Source organism: Methylobacterium sp. B1, from assembly GCF_000333255.1.
Classification (GTDB): domain Bacteria; phylum Pseudomonadota; class Alphaproteobacteria; order Rhizobiales; family Beijerinckiaceae; genus Methylobacterium; species Methylobacterium fujisawaense.
The window spans coordinates 21,832-41,574 of record NZ_BACT01000245.1; the positions used below are offsets into that span (position 1 = coordinate 21,832).

General features: G+C 69.8%; 15 protein-coding genes. 11 read left to right on the forward strand and 4 right to left on the reverse strand.

Annotation, left to right across the window (positions count from 1 at the left end; translation table 11 throughout):
* Positions 1–53 precede the first annotated feature (53 nt).
* From rpoC to greA, 5 genes are all read left to right on the forward strand, one after another.
* A complete protein-coding gene (gene rpoC, locus I53_RS06915; protein WP_043348326.1) occupies positions 54–4,262 on the forward strand; it encodes a DNA-directed RNA polymerase subunit beta' in 4,209 nt (1,402 codons plus the stop codon).
* A 266-nt stretch (positions 4,263–4,528) separates the two neighbouring features.
* Positions 4,529–5,626 carry a cell wall hydrolase gene (locus tag I53_RS06920; protein ID WP_043348328.1) on the forward strand — a complete coding sequence of 366 codons (1,098 nt, stop codon included), beginning with the start codon at positions 4,529–4,531 and terminating at the stop codon, positions 5,624–5,626.
* Between the two features lie 212 nt (positions 5,627–5,838).
* On the forward strand, positions 5,839–6,423 hold the full coding sequence (locus tag I53_RS06925; protein WP_043348296.1) for a hypothetical protein: 585 nt from the start codon (positions 5,839–5,841) through the stop codon (positions 6,421–6,423).
* Between the two features lie 66 nt (positions 6,424–6,489).
* The gene (locus tag I53_RS06930) at positions 6,490–7,494 is read left to right on the forward strand and encodes an MDR family oxidoreductase (RefSeq protein ID WP_043348299.1); all 1,005 of its coding nucleotides are present in this window, start codon (positions 6,490–6,492) and stop codon (positions 7,492–7,494) included.
* A 98-nt stretch (positions 7,495–7,592) separates the two neighbouring features.
* Entirely contained in the window at positions 7,593–8,066 is a 474-nt protein-coding gene (gene greA / locus I53_RS06935; protein WP_043348301.1) for a transcription elongation factor GreA, read from the forward strand.
* A gap of 6 nt (positions 8,067–8,072) precedes the next feature.
* On the opposite strand, the gene I53_RS06940 is transcribed toward greA, so the two are convergent.
* On the reverse strand, positions 8,073–8,945 hold the full coding sequence (locus I53_RS06940) for a LysR family transcriptional regulator (protein ID WP_043348304.1): 873 nt from the start codon (positions 8,943–8,945) through the stop codon (positions 8,073–8,075).
* 131 nt (positions 8,946–9,076) lie between these two features.
* Here I53_RS06940 and wrbA point away from each other — a divergent pair, with 131 nt between their 5' ends.
* Entirely contained in the window at positions 9,077–9,679 is a 603-nt protein-coding gene (wrbA, locus tag I53_RS06945; RefSeq protein WP_043348306.1) for an NAD(P)H:quinone oxidoreductase, read from the forward strand.
* Between the two features lie 133 nt (positions 9,680–9,812).
* Here the strand turns inward: wrbA and I53_RS06950 are convergent, their stop codons facing one another.
* A complete protein-coding gene (locus I53_RS06950) occupies positions 9,813–10,811 on the reverse strand; it encodes an L-threonylcarbamoyladenylate synthase (protein ID WP_043348331.1) in 999 nt (332 codons plus the stop codon).
* A gap of 137 nt (positions 10,812–10,948) precedes the next feature.
* Here I53_RS06950 and I53_RS06955 point away from each other — a divergent pair, with 137 nt between their 5' ends.
* From I53_RS06955 to I53_RS06975, 5 genes are all read left to right on the forward strand, one after another.
* Positions 10,949–12,688 carry an acyl-CoA dehydrogenase gene (locus I53_RS06955; protein WP_043348308.1) on the forward strand — a complete coding sequence of 580 codons (1,740 nt, stop codon included), beginning with the start codon at positions 10,949–10,951 and terminating at the stop codon, positions 12,686–12,688.
* A gap of 10 nt (positions 12,689–12,698) precedes the next feature.
* On the forward strand, positions 12,699–13,478 hold the full coding sequence (locus tag I53_RS06960; RefSeq protein ID WP_043348311.1) for an enoyl-CoA hydratase-related protein: 780 nt from the start codon (positions 12,699–12,701) through the stop codon (positions 13,476–13,478).
* 32 nt (positions 13,479–13,510) lie between these two features.
* Positions 13,511–14,317: an SDR family NAD(P)-dependent oxidoreductase gene (locus I53_RS06965; RefSeq protein WP_043348313.1), complete on the forward strand. Its 807-nt coding sequence runs from the start codon at positions 13,511–13,513 to the stop codon at positions 14,315–14,317.
* Between the two features lie 243 nt (positions 14,318–14,560).
* The gene (locus I53_RS06970) at positions 14,561–16,246 is read left to right on the forward strand and encodes a B12-binding domain-containing radical SAM protein (RefSeq protein ID WP_043348316.1); all 1,686 of its coding nucleotides are present in this window, start codon (positions 14,561–14,563) and stop codon (positions 16,244–16,246) included.
* 280 nt (positions 16,247–16,526) lie between these two features.
* On the forward strand, positions 16,527–16,847 hold the full coding sequence (locus I53_RS06975; RefSeq protein ID WP_043348319.1) for a multidrug efflux SMR transporter: 321 nt from the start codon (positions 16,527–16,529) through the stop codon (positions 16,845–16,847).
* A gap of 3 nt (positions 16,848–16,850) precedes the next feature.
* On the opposite strand, the gene I53_RS06980 is transcribed toward I53_RS06975, so the two are convergent.
* Both I53_RS06980 and I53_RS06985 read right to left on the reverse strand, forming a co-directional pair.
* Positions 16,851–18,536, reverse strand: a complete 1,686-nt coding sequence (locus tag I53_RS06980) for a methyl-accepting chemotaxis protein (protein ID WP_043348322.1) — start codon at positions 18,534–18,536, stop codon at positions 16,851–16,853.
* Between the two features lie 97 nt (positions 18,537–18,633).
* Complete coding sequence (locus I53_RS06985; protein WP_043348324.1) at positions 18,634–19,638, reverse strand: magnesium transporter CorA family protein; 1,005 nt, start codon at positions 19,636–19,638, stop codon at positions 18,634–18,636.
* Positions 19,639–19,743: the final 105 nt, after the last annotated feature.

Genomic DNA, 19,743 nt, shown 5'->3' on the forward strand with positions numbered 1-19,743 from the left:
TTCAGGACGCGGTGGCCCGGCGCGGGGCTGCCGGCGTCAACAAGGAGCGGATCATGAACCAAGAGGTCATGAACCTTTTCAACCAGCAGGCCACGCCGGTCAGCTTCGATCAGATCAAGATCTCGATCTCGTCCCCGGAGAAGATCCTCTCTTGGTCGTACGGCGAGATCAAGAAGCCCGAGACCATCAACTACCGGACCTTCAAGCCCGAGCGCGACGGCCTGTTCTGCGCGCGCATCTTCGGGCCGATCAAGGACTACGAGTGCTTGTGCGGCAAGTACAAGCGCATGAAGTACAAGGGCGTCATCTGTGAGAAGTGCGGCGTCGAGGTCACCCTCGCGCGCGTCCGGCGCGACCGCATGGGCCATATCGAGCTGGCCGCCCCCGTCGCGCATATCTGGTTCCTGAAGTCGCTGCCCTCGCGCATCGGCCTGCTGCTCGACATGGCCCTCAAGGACCTCGAGCGGATCCTGTACTTCGAGTCGTACTGCGTCATCGAGCCGGGCCTCACCCCCCTGAAGGAGCGTCAGCTCCTGTCGGAGGAGGAGTACCTGCGCGCCCAGGAGGAGTACGGCGAGGACAGCTTCACCGCCATGATCGGCGCCGAGGCCATCCGGCGCATCCTGCAGGAACTCGACCTCGACAAGATCGCCAACGATCTGCGCGAGGAGATCGCGGTCACGACGTCGGAGCTGAAGCCCAAGAAGCTCCTGAAGCGGCTCAAGATCATCGAGGCCTTCCAGATGTCCGGCAACAAGCCGGAATGGATGATCCTCACGGTCGTCCCGGTGATCCCGCCGGACCTGCGCCCGCTGGTCCCGCTGGACGGCGGCCGCTTCGCGACCTCCGACCTCAACGACCTGTACCGCCGCGTCATCAACCGCAACAACCGCCTGAAGCGGCTGATCGAGCTGCGCGCGCCCGACATCATCATCCGCAACGAGAAGCGGATGCTGCAGGAGGCGGTCGACGCCCTGTTCGACAACGGCCGCCGCGGCCGCGTCATCACGGGCGCCAACAAGCGTCCGCTGAAGTCGCTCGCCGACATGCTGAAGGGCAAGCAGGGCCGGTTCCGCCAGAACCTGCTCGGCAAGCGCGTCGATTATTCGGGCCGCTCGGTCATCGTGGTCGGCCCGGAGCTGAAGCTGCACCAGTGCGGCCTGCCCAAGAAGATGGCTTTGGAGCTGTTCAAGCCGTTCATCTACGCGCGCCTCGACGCCAAGGGCTTCTCGGCCACCGTCAAGCAGGCCAAGAAGCTGGTCGAAAAGGAGAAGCCGGAGGTCTGGGACATCCTCGATGAGGTGATCCGCGAGCACCCGGTGATGCTGAACCGCGCGCCGACGCTGCACCGCCTCGGCATCCAGGCCTTCGAGCCGAAGCTGATCGAGGGCAAGGCGATCCAGCTGCACCCGCTGGTCTGCGCCGCGTTCAACGCCGATTTCGACGGCGACCAGATGGCCGTGCACGTCCCGCTGTCGCTCGAGGCGCAGCTGGAAGCGCGCGTCCTCATGATGTCGACAAACAACATCCTGCACCCGGCCCACGGTCAGCCGATCATCGTGCCGTCGCAGGACATCGGGCTCGGCCTCTACTACCTGTCGATCGTGGCCGAGGGCATGCCGGGCGAGTTCAAGGCGGACAACGCCAAGAACCCGATGCAGGGCGTCTACGGCGACATGGGCGAGCTGGAGCACGCCCTGGCCGCCAAGGCCGTGTCGCTGCACACCAAGATCAAGTGGCGCTGGACCGGCATCGGCCCGGACAATCAGCCCCTGACCAAGACCTACGAGACCACGCCTGGCCGGGTGATCCTGTCCGGTGCCCTGCCGAAGCACGCCAAGGTGCCCTTCGAGGTCGTCAACAAGTTGATGACCAAGAAGGAGATCTCGGCGATGATCGACACCGTCTACCGCCACTGCGGTCAGAAGGAGTCGGTGATCTTCTGTGACCGGATCATGGCGCTCGGCTTCAACCACGCGTTCAAGGCCGGCATCTCCTTCGGCAAGGACGACATGGTCGTGCCGGAGAACAAGTGGTCGATCGTCGACACGACCCGCGCGCTCGTGAAGGACTACGAGCAGCAGTACAACGACGGCCTGATCACGCAGGGCGAGAAGTACAACAAGGTGGTGGATGCCTGGGCCAAGTGCTCGGACAAGCTGGCCGCCGAGATGATGGGCCGCATCTCCGCGGTCCAGAAGGACGAGCACGGCGCCGACAAGCAGATCAACTCGATCTACATGATGAGCCACTCCGGCGCCCGTGGTTCGCCCGCCCAGATGAAGCAGCTCGCGGCGATGCGCGGCCTCATGGCCAAGCCGTCGGGCGAGATCATCGAGACCCCGATCATCTCGAACTTCAAGGAAGGCCTGGACGTTCTGGAGTATTTCAACTCCACGCACGGTGCCCGTAAGGGCCTGGCCGACACCGCCCTGAAGACCGCCAACTCCGGCTACCTGACCCGCCGCCTCGTCGACGTGGCGCAGGATGCCGTCATCCGCGAGGTGGATTGCGGCACGACCAACGGCATCAAGATGCGCGCCATCGTGGATGCCGGTCAGGTCGTGGCGACGCTCGCCACCCGCATCCTGGGCCGCGCCACGGCCGAGGATCTCGTGGCCGCGGACGGCACGGTGATCGTCAAGACCGGCGAGACCATCGAGGAGCGGCACCTGCCGGCGATCAACGCCGCCGGCATCCAGGAGGTGAAGATCCGCTCGGTGCTGGTCTGCGCCACCAAGAGCGGCGTCTGCGCCACCTGCTACGGGCGCGACCTCGCCCGCGGCACGCCCGTCAACATGGGCGAGGCCGTCGGCGTCATCGCGGCGCAGTCGATCGGCGAGCCGGGCACGCAGCTCACGATGCGCACCTTCCACATCGGTGGTGCGGCCCAGATCGCCGACTCGTCCTTCATCGAGTCGAGCTTCGAAGGCACGATCAAGATCCGCAACCGCGCCGTCGCCAAGAACACGGACGGGGACCTGATCGCCACCGGCCGCAACGTGGCGGTCGTGATCGTGGGGTCGGACGGCGTCGAGCGGGCGGTCCACCGCCTGCAATACGGCGCCAAGCTCCGGGTCGACGAGGGTGACAAGATCAAGCGCGGGCAGCGGATCGCCGAGTGGGATCCCTACACCCGTCCGATCCTCACCGAAGTCGACGGCCTCGTGGCCTACGAGGATCTGGTCGACGGCCAGTCCATGACCGAGACCACCGACGAGTCGACCGGCATCGCCAAGCGCGTCGTCGTCGACTGGCGCGGCTCGGCCCGGACCTCGGACCTGAAGCCCGCGATGGTCGTGGTCGATCGGGAGGGCAAGGCGCTCAAGCTGCCGCGCGGCTCGGACGCCCGCTACTTCCTGCCGGTCGACGCCATCATCGGCTTCGATCCGGGCGCGACGGTCAAGGCCGGCGACATCCTGGCCCGCGTCTCGACCGACTCGGCCAAGACCCGCGACATCACCGGCGGTCTGCCGCGGGTGGCGGAGCTGTTCGAGGCACGGCGCCCGAAGGACGCGGCGATCATCGCCGAGAAGTCGGGCACCATCGCGTTCGGCCGCGACTACAAGAACAAGCGTCGGCTCACGCTGACGCCGCATGACGGCTCGGAGGCGGTCGAGTACCTGATCCCGAAGGGCAAGCACATCCACCTGCAGGACGGGGACGTGGTGGAGCTCGGCGACTACATCGTCGACGGAAACCCGGCTCCGCACGACATCCTGGCGATCAAGGGCGTCGAGGAACTCGCCGCCTACCTCGTCAACGAGATCCAGGAGGTCTACCGGCTGCAGGGCGTGTCGATCAACGACAAGCACATCGAGGTGATCGTCCGTCAGATGCTGCAGAAGGTCGAGGTGACCGATGGCGGCGACTCGGACATCCTCTCGGGCGACCAGATCGACCGGACGGAGCTGACCGAGTTCAACGAGAAGCTGCTCGCCGAGGGCAAGAAGCCGATCCAGGGCGTCCCGGTCCTGCTCGGCATCACCAAGGCGTCGCTGCAGACGAAGTCGTTCATCTCGGCGGCCTCGTTCCAGGAGACCACCCGCGTCCTCACCGAGGCGGCGGTCAACGGGCAGGTCGACACCCTGGAAGGCCTGGAGGAGAACGTGATCGTCGGATCGCTGATCCCGGCCGGCACCGGGTCGATGGTGGCGGACATCCGCTCCATCGCCCGCCGCCGCGACGCGATGATCCTGCAGCAGAAGCAGACCGAGAGCGGCGCGATGCCGGTCGAGGAGCTTCCGCCCGCCGCCGAATAAGGCGACAGGCAGGATTGAGAGAGACAAGGGCGGCCTTCGGGCCGCCCTTTTTCGTGGTTGCTCTCCAAACCGGGACGCCGGCACGGCGGCCGACTTAACCGAGGCTCAACCATGCCGCGCGATAAATCCTGAGCGGCCCCAGAAACACCCTGGAAACGGGGAGGATCGGGCCGGTTCGGGTGCGTGAGTGCGGGTCTGGCGTCGTGGGCACGAGACGAGGACGGGAATCGAGCCTGCGCTGGCTCTCGGCGGCGATGACGCCCTGGATGGTCGGGCTCGGCCTGCTGGTGTCGTTCACGGCCGATGCCGGCACGGAGAACGCCATCGGGGCGAGCCGGCTCGGGGTGATCGATGCCGAGACCGTTCCGCCCCTGCCGCCCGGCACCCTGCTGATCGGATCCGCCCTGCGCCGCCTCGGTGACGAGCCGCCCCAGACAGTGTTCAAGACCGGTGCGCACGTCTTCCCGGTGGTGCAGCGGGGCGGCAAGGGCAACCCCACCCGGCCGCCGGCCGAGAGCTTCGCCCGCCGGGCCGCCAACCTCCGGGAGCCCGGCGGCGCCCTGGTGTTCGGCGACGTCACCGGCAGCGTCACCGGCGTGCTGACGCAGGGGGCTGCGGTCTGGGATCCGGATTCCGAGCCGGAGGCCGGTTTCGTCCCCGTGCCCGATCTCGGCCTGACCACCGGCGCCGGCACGGCCGCCTCCACGGGCGAAGGCACGGCCGACCTCACCGCGGATGGTGGGCCCGAGCGCTTCGACGGCTCGACCCCGCCGGTGCCCCGCGCCATCGCCCTGTCGTCCACGACTCCGGCGCCCGCGGACGCGATCCCCGTGGAGATCGCCGCGGCGAGTCTCGCGCTCCCCGATTTCGCAATCCGCACGGAGCGCCCGGACAGCGCCCAGCCGGTGCCCGAGGATGCGCGCCGGCGCTACGCCGACCTGATCGACCCGAACGCCCTCGACAAGGAGCAGCGCTGCCTCTCCGAGGCGGTCTATTTCGAGGCCCGGAGCGAGCCGGAGGCCGGCCAGGCCGCCGTCGCCCAGGTGGTGCTCAACCGCGTGAAGAGCGGCCTCTACCCGGCGAGCGTCTGCGGCGTCGTCTACCAGAACCGGCACCACTACATGGGCTGCCAGTTCTCCTTCGCCTGCGAGGGCAAGTCCCTGCGCATCACCGATGCGGGCGCCTGGGAATCGGCGACCCGCATCGCCCGCTCGGTGATCGAGGGCCGGACCTACCTCGCCGAGGTCGGCGCCGCGACCCACTACCACGCCGACTACGTCCGTCCGGGCTGGGCGCGCCGCCTGCGCAAGATGGACGTGATCGGCCGGCACATCTTCTACCAGCTCCGGGCGGGTCAGACCTGAGGCGGCTCTGGCCTGACTTCGTAAGAGAGACTGTGGAAAATTCGAACAATGCTACCTAGGTAGGCGACGACTAAGCAGTCGAAACCAAGGGTTAATTTTACCTTCGTTCCCGATAATGCTTGCGCGCCGGGCAACGAGTCTGGCCTCTGGTACGTCGAGACGAGCGCCGCTTGCGCGCCGCTTCTCGTTGTAATGCGTATCAGAGGACTTCCATGACCGCGCCGGTCGCTCGCACCGCTCTCCTGGCCGCCGCCCTCGGCGGCGTTCTCCTTGCCGCACCCGCCCAGGCCGGCGGCTGTTACGGCTCCGAATGCTACCGCCACGTCGTCACGCCGCCGGTCTACGACACCGTGCAGGAGAACGTGCTGGTCCGTCCGCCCCGCACGGTCTACCGGACCACGCCGCCGGTCTACGATACGGTGTCCGAGCGCGTGATGGTCTCGCCGGGTGGCCGCTACTGGCAGACGAGCCGCGGTCCCGGCGGTGAGCTGATCGGCTGCTGGGTCACCACGCCGCCGCGCTTCGCCGTGCGCACGCGGACCGTGCTGGTCCGTCCGGCGCAATCGATCCCCGAGACGATCCCGCCGGAATACGCCAGCGTCAGCCGCCGGGTTCTCGTGGCGCCCGCCCGGGCCGGCTGGGTGCCGGTCGGCGGCGGCTACGGTTACCGGCCGGCCTCTTACGGTGGCCCGCTGGTCGGCTCGATCCCGGACGCCGTCGGCATCACGGGGGCCAGTTCTTCGGATATCGGCGTCGGGCTCGGCTTCTACACGGGCAGCCGGTACGAGGGGTACTGATCCGGCCGCGAAGGCTTGATTCCGGACGTCCCGGCGACACCTCACCGCGCAACACGGGAGGTGACGATGGGGACGTTCAAGGCCTGGGTGGTCGAGAAGAACGAGGCGGGCCAGAGCCTCGCCTTCAAGGACTTCGACGACGCCGACCTGATGGACGGCGACGTCACCGTGCGGGTGACGCACTCGACCCTGAACTACAAGGATGGCCTCGCCCTCACCGGCACGTCGCCGGTGGTGCGCCGCTTCCCGATGATCCCCGGCATCGATTTCTCGGGGATCGTCGAGACGTCGGACCATCCCGAATACAAGCCGGGTGACGCGGTGGTGCTCACCGGCTGGGGTGTCGGCGAGACGCATCTCGGCGCCTACGCCCAGCGCGCCCGGGTGAAGGGCGACTGGCTGGTGCCGCTACCCCAGGGGCTCACGCCCGAGCAGGCCATGGCGGTGGGCACCGCCGGCTACACGGCGATGCTGTGCTGCATGGCCCTCGAGGCCCACGGCGTGACGCCGGAGCACGGCCCGGTCATCGTCACCGGCGCCTCCGGGGGCGTCGGCTCGGTCGCCGTGGCCCTCCTCGCGCGGGCGGGCTGGCACGTCATCGCCTCCACGGGCCGGGACGGCGAATCCGACTACTTGAAGGGCCTCGGCGCTGCCGAGATCCTCGACCGGGCCGAGTTGTCGAAGCCCGGCAAGCCGCTCGGCAAGGAGCGCTGGGCCGCGGGGGTCGATGCGGTCGGCTCCACGACGCTCGCCAATGTGCTGGCCATGACCAAGGCGGACGGCGCCGTCGCCGCCTGCGGGTTGGCGCAGGGCATGGATCTGCCGACCTCGGTGGCGCCGTTCATCCTCCGCGGCGTCTCGCTGCTCGGCATCAACAGCGTCACCACCCCGCAGCCGAAGCGTCGCGAGGCCTGGGCGCGGCTCGCCCGGGATCTCGATCTGGGCAAGCTCGCCGCCATGACGAGCCGTGTCCCCCTGGAGGAAGTCGGCCGGCTCGGCGCTGAGATCCTGGCCGGGAAGGTGCGCGGGCGGATCGTGGTGGAGGTGGATCGGGCGGGCGGTCCTCGCTGATCCTCAGGGGTTTCGGCTAACCCGTCCCGGCACCGGGCTGGACCGGAATTTTGCCGCGGCCCCGGAACCTTTGCCGTGCATCGCGTGTTGATGTTTTCATGAGCGTTGCATTCGTCAAAGAGCCCGAGGGTGGAGAAGCGTTCGAGAATCTGCCGGATCGGCCGATCTCGCCGCACACGAATTTCGTGACGCCGGAAGGCCTCGCGCAGATCGAGGCCGAAGTCGCCCGCCTGGAGAAGGAAGTCGCCTCGCTGGATCCTGCCGACAAGGCGGAGGATTCCCGCATCGGGCGCGACCTGCGCTACTGGGCGGCCCGGAAGAACACCGCGCAGCTCGTCGAGCCCAAGGCCGGCGACACGGTTCAGTTCGGCTCTACCGTCACGGTGATCCGGGAGGACGAGGCCGGCAAGGAGACCCGCCAGACCTTCCGGATCGTCGGCGAGGACGAAGCCGATCCGCACAAGGGTTCGATCTCCTACGTGGCGCCGCTCGCCCGGGCGATCACCGGCAAGACGATCGGTGACGTGGTCGAGGTGAACGGCAACGAGGTCGAGGTGGCGGAGATCCGCTGAGCCGGTTCAGCGGCCTTCGAAGCGCGGTCGCAGGGGCAACAGCGCCTCGGCAATATGTTCCATGAAGACCCGGACCCGTGCCGCGTGGCGCAGGTCCGGATGCGTCAGGATCCAGAGATCCGCCCCCAACTCCGGATGCGGCCCGGACAGGCGTTGCAGTGCCGGATTGACGTCGGCGGTGAAGCAGGGGAGCGGGCCGATCCCCAGGCCGGCCTGCACGGCCGCCTCCAGGCCGATCACCGCGTTGAGCCGGAGGCGGATGTGGTCGGGCGGCACCCGCCCTTCCACGAAGCGCATGAACGAGCCCCCTGCCACCAGCGGTCCCGGACTGATCCACGCCTCCCGGGCGAGGTCGCCATAGGCGCGGTCGGCCCGGCCGTAGACCCCCCACGCCGTGACTGCGAGACGCCGCCCCACCAGAGTCTCGCTCGGCTCGCGGCTGATCCGGATCGCGACGTCGGCATCCCGGCGCGACAGGTTGAGCGTCGCCTCGGCGAGGATCAGCTCGATCCGGATGTCGGGGTACCGCTCCGTGAAGCTCGCGAGCATCGGCATCAGCAGCTCTGCGGCGAAGCCGGCCGGCGCGGTCACCCGCAATTCGCCGGACGGGGTTTCGCCCTGGCCGGCGACCACGCGGGTGAACCGCGCCACGTCCGCCTCGATCCGCGCGGCCGCCGCGATCATCGCCTGTCCGGCGGTGGTCGGCACGTAGCCCGTGCGCAGCCGCTCGAACAGGCGCGTATCGAGCTTCGCCTCCAGGGCCGCGAGGCGTCGGAACGCCGTCGAGTGGTTGATGCCGAGATCCGCCGCCGCCGCGGTCAGGCCGCCGCGGTCGGCCACGGCCTTTGCGAACCGAAACTCGTCCCAGTCGAGCGCCACACCCGGGTCCTTGCGTCTGCGCAAGATCACTCTTGCATGGTGGGGCATTCTTGCAAGGCGCCAAATGCGCGATGGAGGGGCACGACGCTGGCCGACGATTCGGCCGCCCGACACATAGGAGAGACCCGTCCATGGCCAAGGTTCTGGTGCTGTACTACTCGACCTACGGTCACGTCGAGCAGATGGCCTACGCGGTCGCCGAGGGGGCCCGCGAGACCGGGGCCGAGGTCGTCGTGAAGCGCGTGCCGGAGCTGGTCCCGGAGGAGGTCGCCCGGCAGAGCCATTTCAAGCTCGATCAGGCGGCCCCGATCGCCACCGTGGACGAACTGGCGCAGTACGACGCCATCATCTTCGGCACGCCGACCCGCTACGGCAACATGGCGTCGCAGATGAAGCAGTTCATCGACCAGACCGGCGGGCTCTGGATGAAGGGCGCGCTGGTCGGCAAGGTCGGCTCCGTCTTCACCTCGACGGCCTCGCAGCATGGCGGCCAGGAGACGACGCTGACGAGCTTCCACACGGTGCTGTTCCACCACGGCATGGTGGTGGTCGGCCTGCCCTACAGCTTCCAGGGCCAGGGCGGTGTCGAGGCGGTCAAGGGCGGAACACCCTACGGGGCCAGCACGATCGCGGATGGTGACGGATCCCGCCAGCCGAGCGCCGTGGAACTGGAGGGGGCCCGCTTCCAGGGTCGCCATGTGGCCGGCATTGCCGCCAAGCTGGCCCGAGACTGAGAAGGCAAGAAAAAAGGCTCGGATTGCTCCGAGCCTGAAAGGAAAAAGGCCATTGGGGGCTGAGAAGGCCTTCGTGATCAATAAACGGATCAGGCCGACATCTGTTCCGCTGCCGGCAAAAATTTCTGCGCCGTCAGCGGGGCGCGGCGGCCCGGGCGAGGCGGTCGCGGATCGCCTCGCCGAGGCCGTCTTCCGGAATCGGCACCACCGCGATGGTGCCGGCCCCTGAGGCATCGAGGTCGCGCAGGGCGCCGAACAGGCGGGCCGCGGCCTCCGCGGGATCGCCCGACGGGCTCAGGTTGAGGCTGGCCCGCGCGGTTTCGTGACCGGCCGGGCGCCCGGCGCCGAACAGCAGCACCGCCTCGCCGGGCTCGATCCGCACCGCATCCAGGCGGACCCGCGCCCGGGGCGCGTAATGCGAGGCGAGCATGCCGGGGCCCGCCGGCCGGTCGGCGTCGGCCGCCTCCGGAGATGCCGGATCGAGGCCGAGCACGTCCCGGAGCGCCGCCCGCGTGATGCCGCCCGGCCGCAGCAGCCGCGGCGCGCCGCCGAGGCAAGCCACCACCGTCGACTCGACGCCCACCATCGTGTCGCCACCGTCGAGCACCGCGGCGATCCGGCCGGCGAGATCGTCGAGGACATGGGCGGCCCGGGTCGGGCTCACGCGCCCGGAGCGGTTGGCCGAGGGCGCCGCCACCGGACGGCCGACTTCCGCGAGGAGCGCCTGGGCGAGCGGGTGCGCCGGCACCCGCAGGGCGAGGCTCGGCAGGCCGGCGCGGGCGAGGTCGCAGACCCGCGTGCCCGGATGGGCCGGGACGACCAGGGTCAGGGGACCCGGCCAGAAAGCCGTGGCGAGGCGGCGGGCCTGCGCGTCGAAGACCCCCTCCGCCAGGGCCGCGTCCGCATCAGCCAGATGCGAGATCAGCGGGTTGAAGCGCGGCCGATCCTTGGCGGCGAAAATGCCCGCCACCGCGGCGGCATCGGTGGCGTCCGCCCCGAGCCCGTAGACCGTCTCGGTGGGGAAGGCGACGAGGCGCCCCGCCCGCAGAAGCGCGGCGGCCTCCGCGATGCCGGCCGCGTCGGGGGGAAGCCGGCGGGTCGCGGTCGGACCCGTTGACCCGGGATCATTCATGCGGGAAGCCGTCTCCGAGGTCATGGCGATGCGAGCCCCGCGCGCCTATCCTCGCCCCGCCCTAGCGCCGGTGCGCGGGCGCGGTCAAACCCGCCCCGGATCGAACGAGCGGGCGGGCCGCAACACGGGAGGATCGTATGAGTTACCGCGCCCCGGTCCCCGAGATGCTCTTCACCCTCCGGCACGTGGCCGGGCTCGATTCCGTCGATCCGGACGACGCCGAGGCGATCCTGAGCGAGGCCGGGCGGATCGCCGCCGGCGTGATCGCGCCGCTCAACCGGGTCGGCGACCGGCACGGCACCCCCTTCGCGGAGGGGCGGGTCACCACGCCGCCCGGCTGGCGCGAGGCCTACCGCACCTTCACGGAGGGCGGCTGGAACGGGCTCTCGGCCGAGGCCGACCATGGCGGCCAGGGCCTGCCGAAGCTGATCGAGGCCGCCTGCACCGAGATGTGGAACGGCGCCAACCTCGCCTTCGGCCTCTGCCCGCTCCTGACCCAGGGCGGCATCGAGGCGCTCGCGGCCCACGGCTCCGACGACCTGAAGGCGCGCTACCTCGAGAAGCTGGTCTCGGGCGAATGGCCCGCCACGATGAACCTGACCGAGCCGCAGGCGGGCTCCGACCTCGCCCTGCTGCGCACCCGGGCCGAGCCTGCGGGCAACGGCACCTACCGGATCACCGGGTCCAAGATCTACATCACCTACGGCGAGCACGATCTCGCCGACAACATCGTCCACCTCGTCCTGGCCCGGCTGCCCGACGCGCCCGCCGGCACGCGGGGCATCTCCCTGTTCCTAGTGCCGAAGGTGCTGCCGGACGGGACCCGCAACGACCTGCGCTGCTCCGGCATCGAGCACAAGCTCGGCATCCACGCCTCGCCGACCTGCTCCATGGCCTTCGGCGACGATGGCGGCGCCACCGGCTGGCTGATCGGCCAGGAGAACAAGGGCCTCGCCTGCATGTTCACGATGATGAACGCGGCGCGGCTCAACGTCGGCCTGCAGGGCGTCGGCGTGGCCGAGGCCGCGACCCAGCGGGCGCTCGCCTACGCGCAAGAGCGGCGCCAGGGTAAGGCCATCGGGGCCGCCGAGGCGACGAGCCCGATCGTGGCGCATCCGGACGTGCAGCGGATGCTGCTGACCATGAAGGCGTACACGGCCGCGGCACGCGCCATCTGCTACCTCACCGCCGCCGCCCTCGACGCGTCGAAGGGCCCGGAGGGGCAGCCCGCCCTGGACCGCGCCTCGCTTCTGACGCCGGTGGCGAAGGCCTTCGCGACGGACCTCGCCAACGAGGTGACCTCGCTCGGCGTGCAGGTCCATGGCGGCATGGGCTTCGTCGAGGAGACCGGGGCGGCGCAGCTCATGCGCGACGCCCGCATCCTCGGCATCTACGAGGGCACCAACGGCATCCAGGCGATCGACCTCACCGCCCGCAAGCTGCCGCTGAACGGCGGCGCCACGGCCCGGTCGCAGATCGCCTGGATGCGCCGGGCGGCCGAGGGCCTGCTCAAGGCCGGCGATCCCGCCTTCGGCCACATGGCGGCACGGCTGCGCGACGGGATCGGCAGCCTCGACCGGGCCACGAGCCACCAGCTCGCCGCGCTGAGCTCCAACCGCCCCGAGGCGGCGCTGGCGGGCGCGACGCCGTATCTGCGCCTGTTCGGCCTGACGCTCGGGGGCGCCTGCCTCGCCCGCAGCGCACTCGCCGCCAGCGCCGCCCTGAAGGCCGGCGAGACCGATCCGGCGCAGGCCGCCCGCATCGCGCTCGCCCGGTTCTACGCCGAGAACCTGCTCACCGCGGCCGGCGGCCTGGAGCAAACCGTCGTGGCGGGCGGCGCCTTCACGGACGACGCCCCCCTGGCGCTGGCGGTTTGAGGAGCGGATTATGGCCGAACCCGTCGCGATCGACGACCTCTCGGGCGGCGTCCGCCTGATCACCCTGAACCGCCCGGAGAAGAAGAACGCGCTCACCGGCGCCATGTACGACGCGATGCGTGCAGCTCTGGTCGAGGCCGACGCCTCGGACCGGATCGGCGCCGTGGTCTTCGCCGGGCAGCCCGGCATGTTCAGCGCCGGCAACGACCTCGCCGACTTCATGGGCCAGTCCTCCGGGGATCGTGCCGGGGACGGGTTCAGCGCCTCGCCGGCGCTGGCCTTCATCCGCCAGCTCGCCCGCACCCGAACCCCGATGGTGGCGGCGGTCGACGGGATCGCGGTGGGCATCGGCGCGACGCTCTGCCTGCATTGCGACCTCGTCTATGCGAGCCCGGCGGCGCGGCTGCGCATGCCCTTCGTCGAACTCGGCCTCGTGCCGGAGGCGGCCTCGAGCTACCTGCTGCCCCTGCGGGTCGGGCGCCTCCGGGCGACCGAGCTGCTGCTCCTGTCCCGGCCGCTCGAGGCCGACGAGGCGCAGGCGCTCGGCCTCGTCAACGCGGTGCTGCCGGCCGACATGCTGGTGGAGCAGGCGGTCGCGCAGGCGGCGCGCCTCGCCGCCCTGCCGCGCGGGGCGCTGGCGGCAACCCGGGCGCTGATCCGGGGTGATCAGGCGCAGGTCGAGGCCGCCCTCGAAGCGGAGGCCAAGGCCTTCGACGCGCAGCTGCGCTCGCCCGAATCCCAGGAGCGGCTCGCCGCCTTCCTCAACCGCACCAAGCCCGTCTCGGCGTGAGCCCGCCCGACCTCTCCCGGAAGATCTGCCTCGTGGCGGGCGCGTCGCGGGGCGTCGGCCGGGGGCTCGCCCGCGCGCTGGGAGAGGCCGGGGCCACGGTGATCGTCACGGCGCGCTCCAGCGAGACCGGCCCGCGCACCGAGATGCGCCCGGAGGCGATCGAGGACACCGCCCGCATGGTCGACGCGGCCGGAGGGCGGGGTCACCATTACCTCTGCGACCACCGCTCCGAGCGCGCCACCGACGCGCTGGTCCACTGGACCCTGCGCCGGTTCGGTCGGATCGACGTCGTGGCCTGCAGCGTGTGGAGCGGCAACGAGGGCTATGACGGCGAGCGCTACCCGGACGGGGCCGGATGGGGCACGCCGTTCTGGCGCCGCTCGGCCGAGCCGTATCTCGGGTTGCTCGAAGCCGGGCCGCTGCCGGCGCTGCTGCTCGCCCGCGCGGTCGCCCCCGCCCTGGTGGCGGCGCGGACCGGGCTGCTGGCGCTCGTCTCCTTCGGGACCGAGGATTACCTCGGTGACGTGTTCTACGATTCCGCCAAGGCCGCCACCAACCGGCTGACCCTGGCCTTCGCCCGCGAACTCGCGCCCCACGGCGTCACCGCCCTCGGCCTCTCACCGGGCTTCGTCGCCACCGAGCGGGCGCGCGATCTCGGCCAGGAGGTGCACGCCACCGAGAGCCCGCTCTACGCCGGCCGGGCGCTGGCGGCGCTGGCGGCAGATCCGGATATCGCCGCCCGGGCCGGTGCGGTGCTGCATGCCGGCGACCTCGCCCGGATCTACGGCTTCACGGACGCCGACGGGACGCAGCCGGAGCGGTTCCGGGTCGGGCCGTGACGGGCCCTTGTCGGGCGTGTCGTGGAACCGGCGCACGCTCCCGACGGACGGGCCAAACAAGCCTCAACGCTCCCCGGTGGGGCGATTTTCGGCGTTCGGTCCGGCGTCCTGTCGGGATTGGCGGTGCCGATTGCTGCGGGAGCGAAAAACGGCCTTAATTGACCCGCAGGTCAGGGGGCGATCCTGCACCCGGTTCCGTCTGGAGCCGGCGGGGCCGGGTATGTGTGGACGAGGGAAACTGGCATGTCGGAAGCGAACACGGCCCCGCGCGTGCTGATGGTGTTCCCGAAGTTCTACGAAAACTCCATGTGGAACTTCAAAGAGGCCATGGAGCTGCAGGGCGCCCGCGCGCCCGCGCCGCCGCTCGGCCTCATCACGCTGGCCGCGATGCTGCCGCCGGCCTGGCAGGTGTCGCTCGTCAACCGCAATTGCGAGGAGCTGACCGACGAGCAGATCCGCGCCGCCGACCTCGTGATGACCGGCGGCATGCTCCCCCAGGAGCCGGATTGCCTCGTGGTCATCGACCGCTGCGTGGCGCTCGGCACCCCGGTCTGCGTGGGCGGCCCCGCGCCGACCTCGACGCCCGAGGTCTACGACAAGGCCGACTTCCTGGTGCTGGGCGAGGCCGAGGGCATCCTCGACAAGTTCGTGGCCGCCTGGGAGGCCGGCGAGCGCCGCGGCCGGCTCACGGCCGAGAAGTTCAAGGCCGACGTCACCACGAGCCCGATCCCGCGCTTCGACCTGCTGACCTTCAGCCACTACCTCTACATCGGCGTCCAGTTCTCCCGCGGCTGCCCGTTCACCTGCGAGTTCTGCGACATCATCGAGCTCTACGGCCGCGCCCCGCGGACCAAGACCACGCCGCAGATGCTGGCGGAGCTCGACCGGCTCTACGGCCTCGGCTACCGCGGCCATGTCGATTTCGTCGACGACAACCTGATCGGCAACAAGAAGGCCATCAAGCTGTTCCTGCCGCACCTGATCAAGTGGCAGGAGGATCACGGCTACCCGTTCAAGTTCTCCACCGAGGCCTCGCTGAACCTCGCCGACGACGACGAGCTGCTCGGGATGATGCGGGACGCGAACTTCTTCGCCCTGTTCACCGGGATCGAGACGCCCGACGAGGCGACGCTGATCCAGACGCAGAAGAAGCAGAACACCAAGCGCTCGATCGCCGACAGCGTGCACAAGCTCTACGAGCACGGCATGTTCGTCACGGCCGGCTTCATCGTCGGCTTCGACACCGAGAAGGACAGCATCAGCAAGGCGATGTCGCTGTGCATCAGCCAGACCGGCATCCCGATCGCCATGGTCGGCCTGCTCTTCGCGCTGCCGAACACGCAGCTCTCGCGCCGCCTGCGCAAGGAGGGCCGCCTCTACGAGAACTACGCGGCGACCACGGCCGACCAGGGCGACCAGTGCACGCAGGGCATCAACTTCGTGACCCTGCGTCCGCAGCGCGACGTGCTGGCCGATTACCGCGACGTCCTCCAGGAGATCTACGACCCGCCGAACTTCTTCGACCGGGTCCGGGTGGTCGCGCGGCAGGTGAAGCGGCCGAAATTCGCCGCTCAGAAGCTGAACTGGCGCCACATCGCCCACGATCTCTATTCGCTGCTGCGCGTGTGCTGGCGGATGACCGTGCGCCGTCCCGAGCTCGCCAAGCACTTCTGGAGCGTGTTCCTGGAGACCGCCCGGCGCAATCCGGCCGCCCTGGAGGCGGTGGTCACCAACATGGTGATCTACCTGCACGTCTACCCGTTCTCGCGCTACGTCATCCGCGAGATCAACAGCCGGATCGCGGACCTCGACGCCGGCCGCTGGGTGCAGCCGCCGGTCCTGGCCCCCGAGGCTGAGACCTGCAAGGCGCCGCCCGTGGGCAAGGTTGTGGCGCGGGCCGAGGTGAAGCACCTGGCTGCGGTGGCGTGACGGGGCGTCGGTTCGGGTCATCCGACCCGCGCCCTCGTCCCGAGGTGCCGGAGCGCAGCTTTGGTCTCGAACGAGACCGCCACCGGGCGGCGCGCTTCCGGGAGGCCGCCTTCCAGGCCCGCTTCGCGGTCACCTCAGGATAAGGTCCGTGGATCGGGCCCGTGCGGCGCCCTTGCCGCCGTCCCCCGTAAACCTTAGCTGATCCCGCGCGAGGCCACGTCCTCCCTCCGGTTAACGGGGCACAAGTCCGGGACGGCCCGGCCCTTTCAGGAGGGCCGCCATGGCCTGGATCTCTCTCGTCATCGCGGGCGTACTCGAGGTCGTCTGGGCCTACGCGATGAAGCAGTCGGACGGCTTCACGCGCTTGTGGCCGACCGCGATCATGGCCGTGTCGATGGCCGGCAGTGTCGGCTTCCTGGCGCTGGCGATGCGCACGTTGCCCCTGGGAACCGCCTACACGATCTGGACCGGCATCGGCGCAGTCGGCGCCTTCCTGGTCGGCATCGCTGTGCTCGGCGAGCAGGCGAGCGCCAGCCGGATCCTCGCGGCCGGCCTGATCGGGTCCGGGCTCGTCCTGATGAAGCTGTCGAGCCCCGGCTGAGCGTCAGGCCGCGCGCACGGTGTGCAGGAAGCCGTCGATCTCCCGCCGCAGCTCGGCGGTCTCTTCCGAGAGGCTTGTCGCCGAGGCGAGCATCCGTGTAGCGGCCGAGCCCGTGTCGTCGGCCGCCCGCGCCACTGCGTCGATCGTCCCGGTGACCGCGCTGGTTCCGGATGCGGCCTCGGCGACGTTCCGGGCGATCTCCCGGGTCGCCGCGCCCTGCTGCTCGACGGCGGCCGCGATCGAGGTCGCCACGCCGTCGATCTCGCGGATGCGGGATGCGATGCCGTCGATGGCATCCACGGTCTGTCCGGTGGCGCCCTGGATCCGGCCGACCTGACCGGCAATCTCCTCGGTGGCCTTGGCGGTCTGGGCGGCGAGCTGCTTCACCTCGCTGGCGACCACCGCGAAGCCGCGTCCCGCATCGCCGGCGCGGGCCGCCTCGATCGTGGCGTTGAGCGCCAGCAGGTTCGTCTGGCCTGCAATGTCGGTGATGAGGCGCACGACATCGCCGATCCGGCCCGCCGCCGTGCTCAAGTCCTGTACGAGGCCGGCGGTGGCGCCGGCCTGGACCACCGCGCTCCGGGCGAGTTCGGCAGACCCGTCCACCTGGCGGCCGATCTCCTGCACCGAGGCGCCGAGTTCCTCCGCGGCCGCCGCGACGGTGCCGACATGCTGGGCGGCCTCCTGCGCGGCCCCCGCCACCGTGGCCGAGCGCTCGGCCGTGTGCGTGGCCGTGCTGGTCATCGCCTCGGCCTCGGCCCGCAGGCCGAGGGCGGCGTCCGCCACCCGCGTCAGCACGCCGCCGACCGCGGCCTCGAAGGACTCGGCCATGGCGTGAACGGCCCGCCGGCGCTGCGCCTCGGCGCCCTCCCGGGCCTGGGCCGTCTCCCGCTCCAGGGCGCGGGTGTGGATCAGGTTGTCCTTGAAGACCTGTACGGCCGCCGCCATCGCGCCGATCTCGTCGCGGCGCCCGGTGTGCGGGACCGGCACGCTCTCGTCGCCCTGGGCGAGGCGGCCCATCGCCCCGGTCATGCGCTCGATCGGGCGCGCGATCCCGAACAGGGCGAACAGCATCGCGGCGGCGGCGACCACGAGGCCCACCACGGTGGCGGCCATCGCGATCAGCTTGGCGCGCGTCGCCGCCTGCACGGTCACGGCGACATTGGCCGCGGTCTGTGCCCGGGCAGAGGCGATGGACTCGGTCAGGCTCGCCACCGCGGCATCGTTCTGCGCACCCGTCGCGGGGTCCAGCACCAGCGCGAGCGCGCCCGGCTGATCGCCTGCGATCGTCAGCTCGACCACTTGCAGCTGGACGTTCTGGTAGGCGTTCCAGGCATTGGTGAAGCGCTCGTAGATCTCCCGGTCCTGGGGACCCGTCAGGCGCTCCTGGTAAGCCTGACGGAGGCCGGAAAGCTCGCCGAGGGTGTCGGTGAGCGCGGTCTGGTTCTTGTCCAGGGCTGCCGCGTCGGGCGAGGCCACCGCGAGGCGGTAGAGCCGCAGGCGGGCGTCCCGCACGGCCGTTCCGATGGCCTCGGCCTGGTTCTGCGTGGGCAGGGCCTGCTGGGAGATCGCCGCGGCGTTGCGCTCGATCTCCGACAGGCTCACGACACTGGCGATGCCCTGGCCGACGGCGGCGAGGGCAAGCAGGCCGATCGCACCGGCGAGAACCGTCTTGAGGGAGAAACGCATGGGAGGTTCCGTCATCGCGGCCATGCCGCGCCTGCAGGTCTCACCATGCTCCCGCAGAGACCTTAATATTTTTCCGGTCCTGAAGCAGACTTTGCCGTTAAAGCCACTTCTTCCAGCGAAAGAAAAAGTAAGGGAATACCGCTGCGACGACCATCATGACCAGCGCCATCGGGTATCCGAATGAGAAATCTAGTTCGGGTATGGCTTTAAAATTCATGCCATAGATCGACGCGATCAGCGTCGGCGGCATGAAGACGACCGCCATGACCGAAAACAGCTTGATGATGTTGTTCTGTTCAAGATTGACAAGACCGAGTGTTGCGTCGAGCAAAAATTGAATTTTCGTGGACAGGAAGGTGGCGTGCTCCTCGAGGGATTGAAGATCCCGCAGGGTGGAACGGACATCCTCGCGCAGATCGCGCGGGGCCTTGTTGGTCCGGTAGGTCGCCGACAGCGAGAGCAGAATACGCTCCATGGAGACGAGGCTCTCCCGCTGCTTGGAGATGAGATCGCCGTGCCGGCCGAGGGCGCGTAACGTGTCCTGGAGGGCGGTGTTGCGGGCGGACGGATCCTCCTGCACTTCGAAGATCTTGCCCGACAGGCGGTCGATGCGTTCGCCCTGGAGCTGGAGCACGTCGGCGGCCCGGTCGATCACCGCCTCGATCAGCCCGGCCAGGATGGTCTCGCCCGAGGTGGCCGACGCGCTGCCGTTGCCCATCGAGCGCCCGGCGCGCTGCGTGTACATGCGGAAGGCCTGCGGCTCCTCGTGGCGCACGGTGACGAGCCGGTTGCCGCGCAGGATGAAGGTGATGCCGGCGAGCCCCGGCTCCTCGGCATCGCTGACCTTCGAGAGCACGCGCCCGGTCATGTAGCGGGCGCCGTCTTCCACGTAGAGCAGCTCCGAGGGCTCGATGTCCTTCATCTCCTCGCGGGTCGGCACCTCGATGCCGGCGAAGGCCTCGACCTTCAGCTCCTCCTCGCGGCTCGGGCGGATCAGGTCGAGCCAGACGGTATCTTCGGGGATCGTGTCCTGGAGATCGATGACGCGGCGTTCAAGCAGCGTGGCTCCGGCGCCAATGGCGGGCTGGTGGATGAAGATCACGAACAGGTCTCGGATACGGATCGGTCACGGGACAGCGCAGGGCCGCAGCCCGCATCCGGCACCGCGACGATCGATGCAAGCTGTGCCGGGGATGTGGCCCTGTTT

Coding starts and splice junctions, on each gene's coding strand:
- greA (WP_043348301.1), top strand. CDS start 7,593: ATGAGCGTTGCATTCGTCAAAGAGCCCGAGGGTGGAGAAGCGTTCGAG.
- I53_RS06975 (WP_043348319.1), top strand. CDS start 16,527: ATGGCCTGGATCTCTCTCGTCATCGCGGGCGTACTCGAGGTCGTCTGG.
- rpoC (WP_043348326.1), top strand. CDS start 54: ATGAACCAAGAGGTCATGAACCTTTTCAACCAGCAGGCCACGCCGGTC.
- I53_RS06980 (WP_043348322.1), bottom strand. CDS start 18,536: ATGCGTTTCTCCCTCAAGACGGTTCTCGCCGGTGCGATCGGCCTGCTT.
- I53_RS06950 (WP_043348331.1), bottom strand. CDS start 10,811: ATGAATGATCCCGGGTCAACGGGTCCGACCGCGACCCGCCGGCTTCCC.
- I53_RS06920 (WP_043348328.1), top strand. CDS start 4,529: ATGGTCGGGCTCGGCCTGCTGGTGTCGTTCACGGCCGATGCCGGCACG.
- I53_RS06960 (WP_043348311.1), top strand. CDS start 12,699: ATGGCCGAACCCGTCGCGATCGACGACCTCTCGGGCGGCGTCCGCCTG.
- wrbA (WP_043348306.1), top strand. CDS start 9,077: ATGGCCAAGGTTCTGGTGCTGTACTACTCGACCTACGGTCACGTCGAG.
- I53_RS06930 (WP_043348299.1), top strand. CDS start 6,490: ATGGGGACGTTCAAGGCCTGGGTGGTCGAGAAGAACGAGGCGGGCCAG.
- I53_RS06925 (WP_043348296.1), top strand. CDS start 5,839: ATGACCGCGCCGGTCGCTCGCACCGCTCTCCTGGCCGCCGCCCTCGGC.
- I53_RS06955 (WP_043348308.1), top strand. CDS start 10,949: ATGAGTTACCGCGCCCCGGTCCCCGAGATGCTCTTCACCCTCCGGCAC.
- I53_RS06970 (WP_043348316.1), top strand. CDS start 14,561: ATGTCGGAAGCGAACACGGCCCCGCGCGTGCTGATGGTGTTCCCGAAG.